This window comes from Micromonospora sp. WMMA1923, assembly GCF_049179195.1.
GTDB lineage: Bacteria > Actinomycetota > Actinomycetes > Mycobacteriales > Micromonosporaceae > Micromonospora > Micromonospora yangpuensis.
This window is the reverse complement of sequence record NZ_JBMHLZ010000001.1, coordinates 4,671,326-4,686,500: the sequence shown is the minus strand read 5'-3', so window position 1 is coordinate 4,686,500 and position 15,175 is coordinate 4,671,326. Positions and strand designations below refer to the sequence as shown.

Genomic DNA, 15,175 nt, shown 5'->3' with positions numbered 1-15,175 from the left:
GACGGGTGCGGCCCGGTGGACGCTGCCCGCAGCGGTGCCCGATGGATCACCGGTCGGTCAGGCGTCCGTGCTCCCCGCGACGCTGGACCGGTGCCGGTGTCGGCCCGGGGACCACCGTGGGCCGGATCGCCGTCCCGGCCAGCCGCTGGTGGGCCTCGGCGAGCCAGCTCCGGGTCTCCGAGACCGAGAGCGCCGCTGAGCAAAGCCACTCAAAAGCAACTTTATAGGGCTTTATGATGTTTGTATCGGTCGACACGACGTCGGTGTATCCCCCCTCGATGGCGAGGGTCTCCGGGTCGAGCTCATCGGCGAAACGGTAGAGCGAGAACGCCGTCGGCGGGACGTACCAGTTGTCGATCCGGGTGTCCCGGAGCAGCAGGCGCAGCGTCACGTTCGGCAGGGTGGCCAGCTCGCGGAGCTTGTCGAGCTGCTCCCGGAGCACCTCGGGCGGCCCGGCCCGGTGGCCGAGCGCCGCCTCCTCCAACACGGCGGTGTAGCGGGGCGCGTCCAACGACCGCTCCAGCAACGCCTGCCGCGCCTGCCGGGCCTGGACCTCCAGCTCCAGGTGGTCGGCCCGCCCCTCACCGACCGACCGGGCCGAGGTGATGCGGAGCCGGGCGTACCCGGGCGTCTGGAGCAACCCGGGCACCAGGACCGGGTTGTACTCGCAGATCTCCACACACCCCGCCTCCAGCTGCGCCCACCCGCGCTGCTGCTCGGTCATCACCGGGTACGTCCGGCGCAGCCACTCGCGCATGTCACCGGCGGCGCGGGCGATGGTGGAAAGATCCCGGCGGATCTCCTCCGGGGCCTGGTAGAGGGCCAGCAGCGCCTCGACGTCGTCGGGGTCGGGGCGGCTGCGGCCGTTCTCCAACCGGGACAACTTCGAGGCCGAAGCCCACTTGACCCGCTCGACGACCTGCTCGCCGGTCAACCCGGCAAGCTCGCGTAGGCGGCGCAACTGCTGACCCAACCTGCGGCGACGCATGATCGGGCTGACTGAGGCAGGAGGCACATCGCCCTCTTCTCCGTGGACCGTCGCAGACACGACGGTAACCGTATGAAATTCGCCCCCCACGGTAAGTATGGACGGCGCGGCCGGGGAAGGAAGCTTCGGCTGACGCGTGTCTCGCGGAAATGCCAGCGAAGATGTCCGGAACGGGACCGCTCCGTTCGCTGCGACCCCGCGTCACCCCCGCCGGAGGACCACCATGCGCACCGTCCTGCGCCACCCCGACTTCCGCCTGCTCTTCGTGGCCCTGGCGGCCGGTCGGGCCGCCGAGTCGACCCTGCTGCTCGCGCTCGCCATCTGGGTCAAGGACCTGACCGGCTCCGACGGCCTGGCCGGGGCGACCCTGTTCGTCATCATCGCGCCGAAGGTGCTGGCCCCACTCGTCGGCTGGGTGATCGACAGGTACCGCCGTCGACCGTTCCTGGCCGGGGCCAACCTCGTCGCCGCCCTGGTCCTCGTCCCGCTGCTGGCCGTCCGGGACGCCGGCGACGTGTGGCTGGTCTACCTGGTGGCGGGCCTGTACAGCTTCTCCCAGGTGATCGTCAACGCCACGGTCAACGGGCTGATCCGCACGATCGTGCCGGCCGGTCAGCTCGCCGACGCCAACGCCGCGCTGCAGACCGTACGCCAGGGGTTGCGGTTGGTGGGTCCGCTGGCCGGGGCCGCGCTCTACGCCGCGGCCGGCGGTTGGCTGTTGACCTCGCTCAGCATGGTCGGCTTCGGCGTCGCCGCGGTGCTTACCGGTCTGCTCCGGGTCCCGGAGCCCGTGCCGTCGACCCGGGGACTGGGCTGGTCGGCACAGCTCGGCTCCGGGCTGCGGCACCTGGCCGACCAGCCCGCGCTGCGCCGGGCGCTGCTCGGTCTCGGGCTGGCCTCCCTGGTGATGGGCTTCACCGAGTCGCTGATCTTCGCCTACGTCGACCAGGGGCTCCGACGCGACGCCGCCTTCGTCAGCGTGCTGGTGACCGTGCAGGGGGTGGGCGGGATCGTCGGCGGGCTGCTCTCCGCCCGGGTGGTACGCCGGATCGGCGAGGTCGGCACCATCGCCGTCGGGGTCGGCCTCTTCGGCGCGGCGACCAGCGCGCTGGCGTACCCGGATCCCCGCCTCGGCTTCGCCGCGCTGCTGGTGACCGGCGCGGCCCTGCCGCTGAGCCTGGTGGGACTGAACACGCTGGTACAGGCGGCCACCCCGGCCGGCCTGCTGGGTCGGGTCACCGCCGCCACCGATTCGGCGGTCGGCGCCCCGCAGGCGGTGTCGATCGGGGTCGGCGCGCTGCTCGTCGGGGTGCTCGACTACCGGCTGCTGTTCCTGCTGGTCAGCGTGGTCACGGTGGCCGCCGGGGGGTTCCTGTGGCGGGGGCGCCGGCTCTCGCCACCGGTACCGCCCGTCGGGCGCACCACCGCGCCGACGCCGACCGGGGCTGCCCTGACGACCGGGTTGGTCGGGTCGGTGCCGGCCACCCGGATCCCGGCCCCGCGTCGAGCGCAGCCGCTGGTCCGGGTGGCAGGCGCCCACCAACCCGCAAACCCACCGCGGGAACGGTGAGAAGGGCGCCCTTCTCTGCTGGAAGCGTTAAGCGGGGGGAGCACTTGGATGCCCGAGGCCACCCAGTGGCTCCCGAACGCGGTGCAGACGATCTTCACCAACCGGTCCTTGTTGGGCGAGTACGCGAGAGCTGATGGTTCCGTCGAGCGGGGCGACGACGGCTCGCCCATCATGCGATCGCACCGTCACGGCGAAGGGTTCATCGCCGTCATCGGGGTGGTGAGAACGCCCTGGACGGCGTCGTCGGGAACGCCGTGGAAGGAGACTGCGCCGAGGGCCCCCGCAACTGTGGTGAGGTTCCCGGTGAGGTCAGAGCCGCGAGAAGGGAGACCTCCCGTGGATCGCCGTAGGCGCTACTGGACTCCGCTCCGACACCCGCCGTGAAGCCACCCGACGGTGCCTCCGACAGCATCGCCAAATAGTGGGGGCGACCTTTCGCACCTTCCGGAAAGACGACCGAAGCCCAGCCGCCGGACAACGCCGAGAGAGCTCCGGCCTCCTCCGGCGAAATCTTGCTAACACCGTTCCGGAGATGTGCCAGGCGGGTATAGGTGGCTTCGTGTCCGACCGCCAGGGCCGCTCTCTGGCTGTTGGGTGGCGCGCCGCTGACGAGGGTGTGGTATTCGACGATACGATCCGCCCACTCCCGGGCACCACGGTGATGCCTCTGCCGGGGCCGAGGCACCTCTGGTCGGCCTTTCAGCGCCTGCAGGTAGTGAGGGCGACCTTTTGCGCCTTCCGGAAAGACGATGGAAGCCCAGTCGCCGGACAACGTCGAGAGGACTCGGGCCTCCTCCGGCGAGATCTTGGTGTGACCGTTCCGGAGATGTGCCAGGCGGTCATAGGTGGCTTCGTGTCCGACCGCCCGGGCCGTTCCTCTACCGGAGGGCGGCGCACCATTGACGAGGGTGTGGTATTCGACGATACTTTCCGCCCACTCCTGGGCGCCCCGGTAGTGACGACCTTCGTACTGCCGGGGCCGGGGCACCTGCGACGGACCCGACAGTGCCACCTCGTCGTGGCGGCCCGCCGAGCCTTCGGACACGGCCGCTTCCTGCGGGCCAAATATTCCTTCGAGCCACTCCTCATCGAACGCGGCGTCTCCCAACCCTACAGCTGGGAAATCCTGGTCGCTGAACTGCCAGAAAGGATCATCTGGCCCCGGCAAATCCGCCAGACCCCACTCATCAGTCATGCTGCTCCATCCCAGACGACTCAGCCTCACTACGTACGTCAACCGGACCCGGTTCAAGCCGCACCCCTGACCTTCACCCCCGGCCGCCTGGCGCACGTTCCTCACCACGGCCGCGACGCGCCACTGAGCTGAGACACCCATTGTCAATGCCACGTAGCTCCCGCCGGGCGACCGTCGGTCTGATCAGGACGGACTCGATCGCTGACGCACTGGGCGTCTCTCGCCCAACCCTTCATCGACACCTCAAGGCTGAGGCGGAGAGCGCCTGGCAGGCGCTCGGGCATTCAGCGGGAAGCCCCGGCTCATCACCGGGGCCTCCTGCGCCACCTGGACCGCGTATGCGGCCACGGGAGCAATCGATCAGCTACTGATGTCCGCACTGGCACGAGCCAGAGCATTCTTGACCTGTACGATCGAGGGGTTGGTCATCACGATCTCGTCTCCGCCGTTGGCGGGAACTATGCGGATCGTGGGCACGGTCTGGTTGCCGCCGTTGACGCCCATCACGAACTCCGCGGCCTGCGGATCCTGCTCGATGTCGACCACCTCGTACCCGATGCCCTCCCGGTCCAGCTGGGAACGGAGCCGGTGGCAGTAGCCGCACCACGGGGTGGAATACATGGTCAACATCTGGGGTCCTCCAACGGGTCGGTCCGGCACCTACGATCGACTGGCTCACGATCGGGCCAGCCAGAGACTGCAACGTCAACCGAAGCTGCGATGATTCCTGGCTGTGGCGGTTCACTCGGCGGGCGAGCGGGTGCTGACCGGGCTGGACCCGGAGCAGCGCGCCGCGGTGACCGCGCCGGCCGGACCGGTCTGTGTGCTGGCCGGCGCCGGCACCGGGAAGACCCGCGCGGTGACCGCCCGGATCGCGCACCGGTCGCTGACCGGCGAGATCGCCGCCCGGCACGTGCTCGCGGTGACCTTCACCGCCCGGGCGGCAGCCGAGATGCGCAGCCGGCTCGCGCTGATCGGGGTCCCGGGGGTGCAGGCGCGGACGTTCCACGCGGCGGCACTGCGGCAGGTCCGGTACTTCGCGCCCCGGCTGCTGGCCGGTCGGGCCATGCCCGAGCTGCTGGACAGCAAGGTCCGGCTGGTCACCCTCGCCGCCGCCCGGGTCGGCCTGCGCACCGACCGGGCCGCCGCCCGGGACCTGGCCGGTGAGATCGAATGGGCCAAGTCCTCGCTTGTCGAGCCGGGGGAGTACGCGGTGGCGGCGGCCAAGGCGCTGCGCGACACCCCGCACGACCCGGCGAAGGTGGCCGAGGTCTTCACCGCGTACGAGCAGATCAAACGGTCCAACGGGGTGATCGACTTTGAGGACATGCTGCGCGCCGCGGTGTGGGGGATCGAGGAGCATCCCGACGTCGCCGAGCAGGTCCGCGGCCAGTACCGGCACTTCGTCGTGGACGAGTACCAGGACGTCAACCCGTTGCAGCAGCGGCTGCTGGAGGTGTGGCTCGGCGGTCGGGACGACCTGACCGTGGTCGGTGACGCCAGCCAGACGATCTACTCCTTCACCGGGGCCACCTCGTCGTACCTGGTCGACTTCGCCCGTCGGCACCGGGGGGCGACGGTGGTCCGGCTGGTCCGGGACTACCGGTCCACGCCCCAGGTGGTCGGGCTGGCCAACGCGGTGATCTCGCGGGCCCGGGGGACCGAGGCCCGGTTGCGGCTGGAGCTGGTCGGCCAGCGCCCCACCGGCCCCGAACCGGAGCTGCGGATCTTCACCGACGAGCCGGCCGAGGCCGGCGCGGTCGCCGCGCGCTGCCGGTCGCTGATCGACGCCGGCATCCCGGCCCGGGAGATCGCGGTGCTGTTCCGGACCAACGCGCAGTCCGAGGCGTACGAGAAGGCGCTCACCGAGGCCGAGGTGCCGTACCTGGTGCAGGGCGCGGAGCGGTTCTTCGAGCGGACCGAGGTACGGCAGGCGATGGTCGCCCTGCGGGCGGCCACCCGGTCCATCCCCGGCCAGACGCCGCTGCCGACCGCCGTGGTCGAGGCGCTGTCGGCGGTGGGCTGGACGCCCGACACCCCGCCGGCCGGTGGTGCCGCCCGGGAGCGCTGGGAGGCGCTGGCCGCGCTGGTCCAGCTCGCCGAGGAGTACGCCGCCACCCCGGCGGTGGTGCCGCTCGGGCCGGCGGCCTCGGTGCAACCCCCGGTGACCCTCGCCGACTTCAACGACGAGTTGCAACGGCGGGCCAGCCAGCAGCACGTGCCCACCGTCGACGGGGTGACCCTGGCGTCGCTGCACGCGGCCAAGGGGCTGGAGTGGGACGCGGTGTTCCTGGTCGGGCTCGCCGAGGGCACCCTGCCGATCACCTACGCGCGCACCGCCGAGCAGGTGGAGGAGGAACGCCGGCTGCTCTACGTCGGCATCACCCGGGCCCGGCAGGGGCTCTGGCTGTCGTACGCCTCGGCCCGCTCACCCGGTGGGCGGCCCCGTCGGCCGTCGCGTTTCCTGCCGCAGCTGGACCGCTCCGGTGGCACCGAGCGGGCCGGTGGTGCCGAGCGGGCCGGCACCCCGGCCCAGCGCATCGAGCGACGACGGGCCCAGGTGGTGGTCTGCCGGATCTGCGGCGCGACCCTCGTCGCCGGGCCGGACCGCAAGCTGGGGCGCTGCCCGACCTGCCCGTCCGACCTCGACCCGGAACTGCACGACCGGCTGCGTGACTGGCGGCAGCGGGTGGCCGGCGCGCAGCGGGTGCCGGCCTACGTGATCTTCACCGACGCCACCCTGGTCGCGTTGGCCGAACGGCGACCGGGCCGGACCGAGGAACTGCTCGCGATCGCCGGGATCGGGGCCCGCAAGCTGGGCCTCTACGGGGCGGCGGTGCTGGCCCTGGTGGGTGGCGCGAGCGTCGACGAGATCTGCTCTGAGAAAACTTCCAAGAACTCGCCGTAATTCGTTTGCCCTCGGCCCGGGGCGAGGAATAGCCTCAGGACACACCACGCGAGCGGCGCCATTCTCCCTGCTCAGGGGGCAATGGGCAGCCGATCGGCGAGTGTGGAGAAGCCAGTCGACCCGAGGGAACGTGAGGGGGGTGTGCCAGATGGAGATCTACACGTATGAGCGTCCGAAGGCGCAGCCCGTTGGCCTCGCCACGTGGTCGGCTGCCCCGGTCCTGCTGACCGTGGCACCACTGTCGGATCCGCAGGTGCACCAGGTCGAGGTTCAGCCCGAGCTGACCCTCACCGTCGCGCCAACCGGAGTCGAGGGGACCAGTGGCTTCGCGGGCAAGGGTGCCCCGAATGCCATGAAGCGGCTGGACGTCCGCGGTGTTCCACCTCGAGGGAGACCGGTCTGATTCTCAGACCACCGGCTCACCTCGAGGCCGCGGAACCCGCTACCGGGATCCGCGGCCTCCGTTTTTTCTGCTCATAGCAGTACGTCGAAGCGATCGACAAGATCGAAGTGAGAGAGAGGTGACCGGGCGATGAGCCTGGCATTGGCCACCCTCGACGTGAACGTCGAGCTGGAGGCGAGCCTGCCCTGCCGGAAGGTCGACCCCGACCTGTGGTTCTCCGATTCGCCGACCGAGCTCGAGCTGGCCAAGTCGCTCTGCGGGGACTGCCCGCTGCGCGTCGAGTGCCTGGCCGGCGCGGCGGAGCGGGCCGAGCCGTGGGGTGTCTGGGGCGGCGAGATCTTCGAGCGTGGCGCGGTCGTACCGCGTAAGCGGCCCCGGGGCCGTCCACGTAAGGACGACCTCGCCCGGGACGCCGCGCTGCGGGCCGAGGCCGAGGCGCGGCTGGCCGCGAGCGGGCTGTCGGACCAGCGCAACGCGGTCCGGTTGGCGGCCTGACATGTTTCCCACCAGTGTCCCGGCCGGTTCCGTACCGGCGATCAGCGAACTGATGTCCGTGCTGTTGCACCACCCGAACGGAGCCGTCGAGATGCAACTACTCCACGAAGCGTTGTCCCGGGCTCGAATGCCTCGGCCTCAGGCCGGTCGTACCACCACGAGCACTGAGGCAACCCGATCCGCCCGTACCGTCGCCATGAACGGCCGCCGCCAGTCGGCCCTGGACCTAGGCACCCGCTAACCCCGGTAAGGAAGGGCCCCCTGTTAACGCTTTCGGTATAGCAGGGGGCCCTTCTCACACCTCGACGGGCGGGCCGGGGTGGTGCGGGACTGAGCCGGGGCGGCGCGGGGTCAGACGGCGGCGCGATCAGACGGCGGGGCGGGGCCAGACGGCGGGGCGGGGCCAGACGGCGGCGCGGGTCCAGCGGGCTGGAGGCCGGGACGGGTCAGGGGGTCGGGGCGAAGCCGGGCAACCAGCGGGCCAGGATCGCCCGGTACGGCGCCTTCGCCTCAAGCTGGCAGAGCACCCCGATCGAGCCCAGCGTCACCCGGTGGATGAGCAGGTACGACGGCGGCAGGTTGAGCTGTCGGCTCAGCTGGTACGCCGGGGACCGGGGGTTGGCCAGCCGGGTCGCCTCGGCCCGTAGCCAGGCCCGGGTGAACCGGAACTCCTCCTCGGCGATCGGTGCCAACACCGGCTGGAGGAACTCCAGCACGGCTTGGGCGTCGATCTCCTCGGTCGTACTGACGAAGCCCTCCTCGCGGAGCCCCGCCACCACGGCCTCCGCCTCGCCGCGCAGGGCCAACCCGGCGATCCGGCCGATCGGTTCCGGCGTGCCCTCGGGCATCCGGGCGACCGCCCCGAAGTCGATCACGCCGAGCCGGCCGTCGGCCAGCATGCGGAAGTTGCCCGGGTGCGGGTCGGCGTGCAGCAGCCCGGCGCGCGAGGGTGCGGACAGGTGCAGGGTGGCCATCAGCCGCCCCGCCTCGTCGCGTTCCTGCTCGGTGCCCTCGCGGATGATGTCGGCCAGCGGCCGGCCCTCGACCCACCCGGTGACCAGGACCCGCGGCGCGGACGACACCACCGGCGGGATGAAGATCTCCGGGTCGTCGGCGTACGCGGCTGCGAAGGCGCGTTGCGACTCGGCCTCCAGCTCGTAGTCGAGCTCCTCGGTGATCCGTTCCCGCAACTCGGCCAGGAGCGGCTTGATGTCGAGCCCGGGTTGGATCGCCCGGAACATCGCGCCCAGCCGGGAGAGCTGCTTCAGGTCGGCCAGCAGCGCGTCACCGGCGCCCGGGTACTGGATCTTGACGGCCACGTCCCGGGTGGTGCCGTCGGCCTCCCGCCAGGTGGCGCGGTGCACCTGCCCGATGCTGGCCGCCGCCGCGGGTACGTCGTCGAACTCGGCGAACCGCTCCCGCCAGTCCGGGCCGAGCTGCTCCGCGAGCACCTTGTGCACGCTGGCGACCGGCAGCGGCGGGGCCGCCTCCTGGAGCTTGGTGAGCGCCTGCCGGTACGGGGCCGCGATGTCCTCGGGCAGGGCCGCCTCGAAGACCGACAAGGCCTGACCGAACTTCATCGCACCGCCTTTGAGCTGGCCCAACACGCTGAAGAGCTGTTCGGCGGTGCGTTGCTGGATCTCTGCGGAGATCACGTCGGAGGCGATCCCGGTGACCCGCTTTCCCATGCCGAGGACGGTCCGCCCGGCGAAGCCGAGCGGCAGAGCGGCGAGCTTGGCGGTCCGGGACACAGCCCGGCGCGGGATGTCGGTCACCCGGCCATTGTTACCGACTCGGTGGGCTGGCTGCTGCTCCGCGCCCGGGCTTCGCCCGTCGGTACCGTCGCGCCCGGCTCACCGGCCCCGCTCGTCCGGCCCACCGCCCCGCTCGCCCGGCTCACCGGCCCCGCTCGTCCGGCCCACCGCCCCGCTCGTCCGGCTCACCGCCCCGCTCGTCCGGACTCCCGGCGGACCGGCCGGGTGCGCTGCTCCGACGCCGACCACCCGAGCAGCCGCAGGACGGGTGGGGGGCCCAGACCCGCCGACGTAGCTGCCCGGCGGCGCCGATCTCGACGGCCCGTCCGAGCGTCTCCGGGGTGCCGCCGTCGAGCTGGACCAGGACCTCGGCGGCGGCGTACGCGGTGGCGGCGAGCAGGGTGGTGACCGTACAGGCCTCCTCCCGGCCGTCCACGGCGAGCTGGGCGGCCAACGACGGCCAGTCCGGGTCTCGGTCGGTGCGGTGCAGGTCGAGGCAGTTCAGGCAGGGACCGGCAGGCGGCCGGACCAGCGGCCCCACCACCGGTACGCCACCGCGCAGGGTCAACAGCAGGTGAGCCTGTCGACGCTGGGCGTACCCGGTGGCGAGCAGGGCGGCGGGCCGGTCCGTGCCGAGTTGCAGCACCAGGTCTGCCCGGCCGCGCCGGATCGGCCGGGTCTCCGTACCCGGTGCGACGCCGCGGATCGCGTCCCGGACCGCGGCGGCGAGGGACCGGCCGACGTCGGCGGCGGGTAGCCCGGTGCCGACCAGGTCCGACGGGCGTACCTGGCCGGCCAGGTCGAGGTCGAGGTGGCCGATGCCGGCCTGCGCCAGGGCGACGGCGACCGGCCCGCCGAGCCGACCCGCGCCGGTCACCACCACCCGCGCACCGCGTCGTCGGCGCAGCACCTGGGCCGGGGTGCCGGGCAGCGGCTGCGGGGTGAGCGCGAGCGCCCCCGCCTCGCCGGTCAACCGGGTCCGCGCGGGCCCGGCGAGGTCCCGGGGCAGCAGCGTGTGCGCGGGTACGACCAGCCCGACGGCGTGCAGGGCGTCGAGAAGCCCGCGGGCCTCCTCCGGTGCCACCTCGCTCACCGAGGCGTGCCCGAGGATGCTGCGCACACTGTGGCTGCCGTCGAGCAGGTCGAGCAGGCGGGCCGCCCGGGGGTTGGCGATCTCCAGCAGTACCGCCCGGCCGGGCTCGACGCCGAGCTGCAGGGTGTGCCGGTCACGCCAGAGCCGGGCGAGACCGGGCAGCAGGGTGGGGCGGGGGAGGATGGCGCGGGTCATGTCGACAGATAGTCACCGCGTCCCCGCTCTCCGTCGCTCGTTTTCCACAGGTGTGGCGCACCCTGTCCAGGGCTGTCCACAGGAAATCCTGAGTTATCCACAACCGGTCGGTAACCGTGTCGGGTAGCCGACATGCCGAGGGGAGGGTGGCCGGTCGGCCACCCTCCCCTCGGGTTCGTACGGTCAGACCTTCGCCTTGCCCAGGATCCGGTTCACTGTTGTCCCGCAAACCGGACACTTGCCCTTTGCCATGTTCATCCCGGTCTTCGAGACCTCGACGTGTCCCTCGAAGTCCCGCTTCTCCTTGCACTTGACGCAGTAACCGTTGTAGGTCTGGGCCTGATCGGCCACGGTGCCCTCCTCGTCTAGTCCGCCGGTCATTGCCGTGCCGGCGGTTTGCCCCCGGCGGCGGGCCCACGGGGGCACCGGCGCTGGGTCTTGCTCCACGATCATGCTCATGACCGCTGGTCCGCGGACCCTACCCAGGTCTGGGCAGTTCCATGTCAGGCGTGCATCGACACTGTGAGGAAGTCGACGTCGAGAGTGTGCATGGCGAATAAGGTCGGATAAGTCAGTTTGGCGGGGACACGCCGGGCGAACCCCCTCATCGGTGCCCCTGCGCCGCCCCCGTGGCTGGCCGGCCGCACCGCCCGGGTGGACCGGCCGGTCCGGCCGGGTGCCCGCCACGAAGGGTGATGAAGACCATTCGGAGCGGCGTCACGGATAATTTTTTAGGACTCCTAACGACCAATCACCACTTTCCGGGCGCGTGTCGAGCGGTTGACCCTTGCGGATCCCTGGTCAGTACGCATTAGCTTTTCCTCGTGACAGGATTCCGAGGCTGCGCGGCCCACTGATGACGGGGGCGCGGAAGCCGGTCGTCGAGGTACGGCGCAGTCAGCGTCGGCGACGTACGGTGTCCGCCTACCGCGACGGTGAGCGGGTCGTCGTGCTCATCCCGGACCAGTTCTCCCGGGCCGAGGAGAGCGAGTGGGTGGACCGGATGCTGGCCCGGCTCGCCGCCCGCGAGGGTCGGCTGGGCCGCTCGGACACCGAGCTGCTCACCCGGGCCGCCCGGCTGATCGACCAGCACCTCGGCGAGTACGGCCCGCAGGCGGTGCCGGCCAGCGTCCGGTGGGTGAGCAACCAGAACGGCCGCTGGGGCTCCTGCACCCCGGCCGACCGGACCATCCGCATCTCCCACCGGCTGCAGGACATGCCGGACTGGGTGCTCGACTACGTGCTGCTGCACGAACTGGCCCACCTGATCGTGCCCAGCCACAACGCCCGGTTCTGGGCCCTGGTCGGGCGTTACCCGAAGACGGAACGGGCGCGCGGCTACCTGGAGGGCGTCGCGGCGGTCTCCGGCGTCCCGCTCGCCGACTGACCGGTTAGGGTCGGTGGGTGGTTCGACGTGTGGTGGTGGCGCTGCTAGCCCCGGTGACCTGGTCACCGCCGGGCATCGATCCGGTTGACTGGCGCACGGCCCTCGCCGAGGATGTCGTCGACCTGCTCGCCACCCTCAACGAGGTGGAGACCGCGGTGGCGGTGACGCCCGCCGACCGGTGGCTCGCCGACGCGGTCGTCTGGCCGGGTACGGCGGTGCACGAGGTGGCGCGACCGACACCGACTGCCGTGCTCGGCCTGCTCGACGGGTACGACCAGGCGGCTGTCGTGGCCGCCGACGCGCCCGACCTGCCGGGGCTGACCCTTGCCAAGCTGCTCCGCCCGCTCACCAGCCGTCCGGTCGCCGTCGCCCCGGGCGTCGCGGGGGCGGACGACGCCGGCTCCGGGACGGGCGGTCCCGGGCTGCTGGGCGTCGCGGTGCGGCTGCCCGTACCCGGGTGGTTGCCGGACCTGGATCTGGACACCGGGCGGCCGGCGGCGCTGCGCGCGGCGGCACCGCAGCCTGGTCAGGTGGCGGTCACGCCGGCCTGGCACCGGCTGCGCGGCCCCGCCGACCTGGCCCTGCTCGACCCGGCGACACCGGGCTGGGACGCCACCCGAGCCCTGCTCTCCGACGCCGGCCGACCGGCCTGATCCCGCTCCGGCACCGGCCGGCCTGATCCGGCTCCGGCACCGGCCAGCCGGCGGTGACGCGGTGACGGTGCGCGGGTCAGGGGCGCTTGTCGTCGTCCCCGGGCTCCTCGGCGAGGCGCGGCGCCTCGCCCGGTGCCTGCTCGTGCGGGCCGCCCGGCGCGGTGAAGTCGAAGCTCTCCAACTCGCCGAGGTCCAGCTCGGCCCGGGCGAAGGCCACCGGGTCGGCGAAGTCGTCGTCGGAGGGAAGCAGGTCGGGGTGCCCCCACAGGGCGTCCCGGCCGTCGATGCCCCGGTGCTCGGTCAGGGCGGCCCAGAGCGCCGCGGCCTCACGCAGCCGGCGCGGGCGCAGCTCCAGGCCGACCAGGGCGGCGAAGGTCTGCTCGGCGGGGCCACCGGCGGCCCGACGGCGGCGGAACGCCTCGGCCAGCCGGACCACGTTGGGCAGCCGCTCGGCGGCGGCGCTGTCCACCACGTGGCACACCCAGCCCTCGACCAGGGCGAGGGCGGTCTCCAGGCGGGCCAGCGAGGCCTTCTGCGCCGGGGTGTCCTCGGGGGTGAAGATGCCCTCCAGCGCGATCGCCTGCATCGACTCCGGGTCGGTCGGGTCGACCCGACCCATCGCCTCCTCGACCGCCTCCCGGTTGACCCGGATGCCGGCGGCGTAGGTCTCGACGGCACTGAGCACGTGTCCGCGCAGCCACGGCACGTGCTGGAAGAGCCGCTGGTGGGCGGCCTCGCGCAGGGCGACGTAGAGGCGTACCTCGTCCTCGGGCAGCTCCAGGCCCTCGCCGTACGCGCGGATGTTGGCCGGGATGAGCGCGGCCGTGCCGGCCGGGCCGAGCGGTAGCCCGATGTCGCCGGCGGAGAGCACCTCGGCGGCGAGTGAGCCGAGCGCCTGGCCGAGCTGACCGCCGAAGAGCGCGCCGCCCAGGGTGGCGACCATCGACTGCATCGGGCCGAGCTGGGCGCGGGCCTCCGGGGGCACCAGGTCACCCATCGCGCCGACCATCCGGCTGGCGACCGGGTCGCAGAGCTTGCGCCAGACGTCCAGGGTCCGGTAGATCCACTCGTTGCGGTTCCAGGCTACCGAGTTCTGGATGCCCGACGGCAGGTCGGAGGCGGGCTCCAGCCAGAGGTCGGCCAGCCGCAACGCCTCCTCGACCGCGTTGCGCTCGAACGGCGAGACCGCCGGATCGCCCACTGCGGCGAGCTGACTGGCGGCCACCTGCCGGGCCAGGTCCCAGTTGACCGGACCGCCGCCCGACGCGGCGAAGAGATGCTGCAGTTGGGACATGAACTGCTGCATCTGCGCGGGGTCGTTGGGGTCTGGTGGTTGCCCACCCGGGAGCGCGAAACCGAACGGAATATCAGGCACGACGTCTACGGTACGCGGGCCGCGCCCCAGGTCGGCCCCACCGGCGTTGCGCTGAGGGCGAAGTCGCGGCGCGCGCCGGTCGCCGGTGGCGCGGTCGGTACGCTCTGGCGCATGAGACGTCGTGGCGTGACCGTCCTGCTCGGTGCTCTGCTCACCGCCCTGTTGAGCGTCGGTGTCCTGGTTACGCCCATTCCGTACGTGGTGCTCGGTCCGGGGCCGACCGTCGACACGTTGGGCACCGAGGACGGCACCGAGGTCATCCAGATCACCGGGCGGGAGACCTCCACCTCCGCCGGCCAGCTGCGGCTGACCACGGTCGGGGTGCAGCCCAGCGTCAAGCTGCGCTCGGCGCTGGCCGGTTGGTTCTCCTCGGACCGGGCGGTGGTGCCGCGCGAGCTGGTCTACCCGCCCGGTGAGTCGCAGCAGGAGGTCAAGCAGCGCAACGAGGAGGACTTCCGGACCTCCCAGACCAGCGCCGAGACCGCCGCCCTGGCCGAGTTGGGCTACCCGATCCAGGTGGTGGTCAAGACGGTGGCGGCCGACGGCCCGGCCGCCGGGGTGCTGCGCGTCGGTGACGTGGTGACCTCGGTCGAGGGGCAGCCGGTGACCACCGCGGCGAGCCTGACCGAGCTGGTCCGGGCGGCCCCGGCGGGTACCGCGCTGGCCATCGGCTACACCCGGTCGGGGGTGGCCGCCACGGCGACGGTGACCAGCCGGGAGCAGGACGGCCGGCCGCGCATCGGGGTGGAGATCGCCCAGGAGCAGCCGCACCCCTTCACCCTCAAGATCGACCTGGGGGACATCGGTGGGCCGAGCGCCGGGCTGATGTTCGCCCTCGGCATCGTGGACAAGATCGAGCCCGAGGACCTGACCGGGGGCAAGATCATCGCCGGTACCGGCACCATCGACGACGAGGGCCGGGTCGGGCCGATCGGCGGCATCGCCCAGAAGCTGGTCGGGGCGAAGCAGGCCGGGGCGGAGGCCTTCCTGGTGCCGGCGGACAACTGCGCGGAGGCGCTGCGCAACCCCCAGCCCGACCTGCCCCTGCTCCGGGTCGGCTCGCTGGACGAGGCGCTCACCGCCCTGGCGGCGGTCCGCTCGGGGGGTCAACCCGTCCGCTGCTGACCCGCACGCGCCACCCGCCCGCTGCCGGAGGGGC

General features: G+C 72.3%; 14 protein-coding genes. 7 read left to right on the top strand and 7 right to left on the bottom strand.

Annotated features, from left to right (window positions below; genetic code table 11):
• Positions 1-46: 46 nt before the first annotated feature.
• Positions 47-1,015 carry a helix-turn-helix domain-containing protein gene (locus tag ACN28G_RS21165; protein ID WP_091443371.1) on the bottom strand — a complete coding sequence of 323 codons (969 nt, stop codon included), beginning with the start codon at positions 1,013-1,015 and terminating at the stop codon, positions 47-49.
• Positions 1,016-1,211: 196 nt separating this feature from the next.
• On the opposite strand from ACN28G_RS21165, the gene ACN28G_RS21160 reads away from it, so the two are divergent.
• The gene (locus ACN28G_RS21160) at positions 1,212-2,558 is read left to right on the top strand and encodes an MFS transporter (RefSeq protein WP_091443367.1); all 1,347 of its coding nucleotides are present in this window, start codon (positions 1,212-1,214) and stop codon (positions 2,556-2,558) included.
• Between the two features lie 208 nt (positions 2,559-2,766).
• Here the strand turns inward: ACN28G_RS21160 and ACN28G_RS21155 are convergent, their stop codons facing one another.
• Positions 2,767-3,753 (bottom strand): hypothetical protein, encoded by a 987-nt coding sequence (locus tag ACN28G_RS21155; protein ID WP_421480182.1) that lies wholly within the window; start codon positions 3,751-3,753, stop codon positions 2,767-2,769.
• Positions 3,754-4,113: 360 nt separating this feature from the next.
• The gene (locus ACN28G_RS21150; protein ID WP_091443363.1) at positions 4,114-4,383 is read right to left on the bottom strand and encodes a mycoredoxin; all 270 of its coding nucleotides are present in this window, start codon (positions 4,381-4,383) and stop codon (positions 4,114-4,116) included.
• A 103-nt stretch (positions 4,384-4,486) separates the two neighbouring features.
• On the opposite strand from ACN28G_RS21150, the gene ACN28G_RS21145 reads away from it, so the two are divergent.
• The 3 genes from ACN28G_RS21145 to ACN28G_RS21135 all read left to right on the top strand — a co-directional run bounded on the left by ACN28G_RS21145 (position 4,487) and on the right by ACN28G_RS21135 (position 7,559).
• A complete protein-coding gene (locus tag ACN28G_RS21145) occupies positions 4,487-6,661 on the top strand; it encodes an ATP-dependent DNA helicase UvrD2 (RefSeq protein ID WP_421480181.1) in 2,175 nt (724 codons plus the stop codon).
• A gap of 148 nt (positions 6,662-6,809) precedes the next feature.
• Positions 6,810-7,064: a hypothetical protein gene (locus ACN28G_RS21140; protein WP_091447299.1), complete on the top strand. Its 255-nt coding sequence runs from the start codon at positions 6,810-6,812 to the stop codon at positions 7,062-7,064.
• Positions 7,065-7,193: 129 nt separating this feature from the next.
• Positions 7,194-7,559: a WhiB family transcriptional regulator gene (locus ACN28G_RS21135; protein ID WP_091443355.1), complete on the top strand. Its 366-nt coding sequence runs from the start codon at positions 7,194-7,196 to the stop codon at positions 7,557-7,559.
• A 446-nt stretch (positions 7,560-8,005) separates the two neighbouring features.
• On the opposite strand, the gene ACN28G_RS21130 is transcribed toward ACN28G_RS21135, so the two are convergent.
• The 3 genes from ACN28G_RS21130 to ACN28G_RS21120 all read right to left on the bottom strand — a co-directional run bounded on the left by ACN28G_RS21130 (position 8,006) and on the right by ACN28G_RS21120 (position 10,952).
• The gene (locus ACN28G_RS21130) at positions 8,006-9,334 is read right to left on the bottom strand and encodes an ABC1 kinase family protein (RefSeq protein WP_091443349.1); all 1,329 of its coding nucleotides are present in this window, start codon (positions 9,332-9,334) and stop codon (positions 8,006-8,008) included.
• A 121-nt stretch (positions 9,335-9,455) separates the two neighbouring features.
• The gene (locus ACN28G_RS21125) at positions 9,456-10,601 is read right to left on the bottom strand and encodes a TOMM precursor leader peptide-binding protein (RefSeq protein WP_421480180.1); all 1,146 of its coding nucleotides are present in this window, start codon (positions 10,599-10,601) and stop codon (positions 9,456-9,458) included.
• A gap of 183 nt (positions 10,602-10,784) precedes the next feature.
• Positions 10,785-10,952, bottom strand: a complete 168-nt coding sequence (locus ACN28G_RS21120; RefSeq protein WP_007464795.1) for a DUF5679 domain-containing protein — start codon at positions 10,950-10,952, stop codon at positions 10,785-10,787.
• 505 nt (positions 10,953-11,457) lie between these two features.
• On the opposite strand from ACN28G_RS21120, the gene ACN28G_RS21115 reads away from it, so the two are divergent.
• The gene (locus ACN28G_RS21115; protein WP_091443338.1) at positions 11,458-11,988 is read left to right on the top strand and encodes a M48 family metallopeptidase; all 531 of its coding nucleotides are present in this window, start codon (positions 11,458-11,460) and stop codon (positions 11,986-11,988) included.
• Between the two features lie 17 nt (positions 11,989-12,005).
• Positions 12,006-12,641: a hypothetical protein gene (locus ACN28G_RS21110; protein ID WP_421480179.1), complete on the top strand. Its 636-nt coding sequence runs from the start codon at positions 12,006-12,008 to the stop codon at positions 12,639-12,641.
• Positions 12,642-12,717: 76 nt separating this feature from the next.
• Here the strand turns inward: ACN28G_RS21110 and ACN28G_RS21105 are convergent, their stop codons facing one another.
• A complete protein-coding gene (locus ACN28G_RS21105; protein WP_091443332.1) occupies positions 12,718-13,947 on the bottom strand; it encodes a zinc-dependent metalloprotease in 1,230 nt (409 codons plus the stop codon).
• A gap of 180 nt (positions 13,948-14,127) precedes the next feature.
• Here ACN28G_RS21105 and ACN28G_RS21100 point away from each other — a divergent pair, with 180 nt between their 5' ends.
• Positions 14,128-15,141 (top strand): PDZ domain-containing protein, encoded by a 1,014-nt coding sequence (locus tag ACN28G_RS21100; RefSeq protein ID WP_421480178.1) that lies wholly within the window; start codon positions 14,128-14,130, stop codon positions 15,139-15,141.
• Positions 15,142-15,175 lie beyond the last annotated feature (34 nt).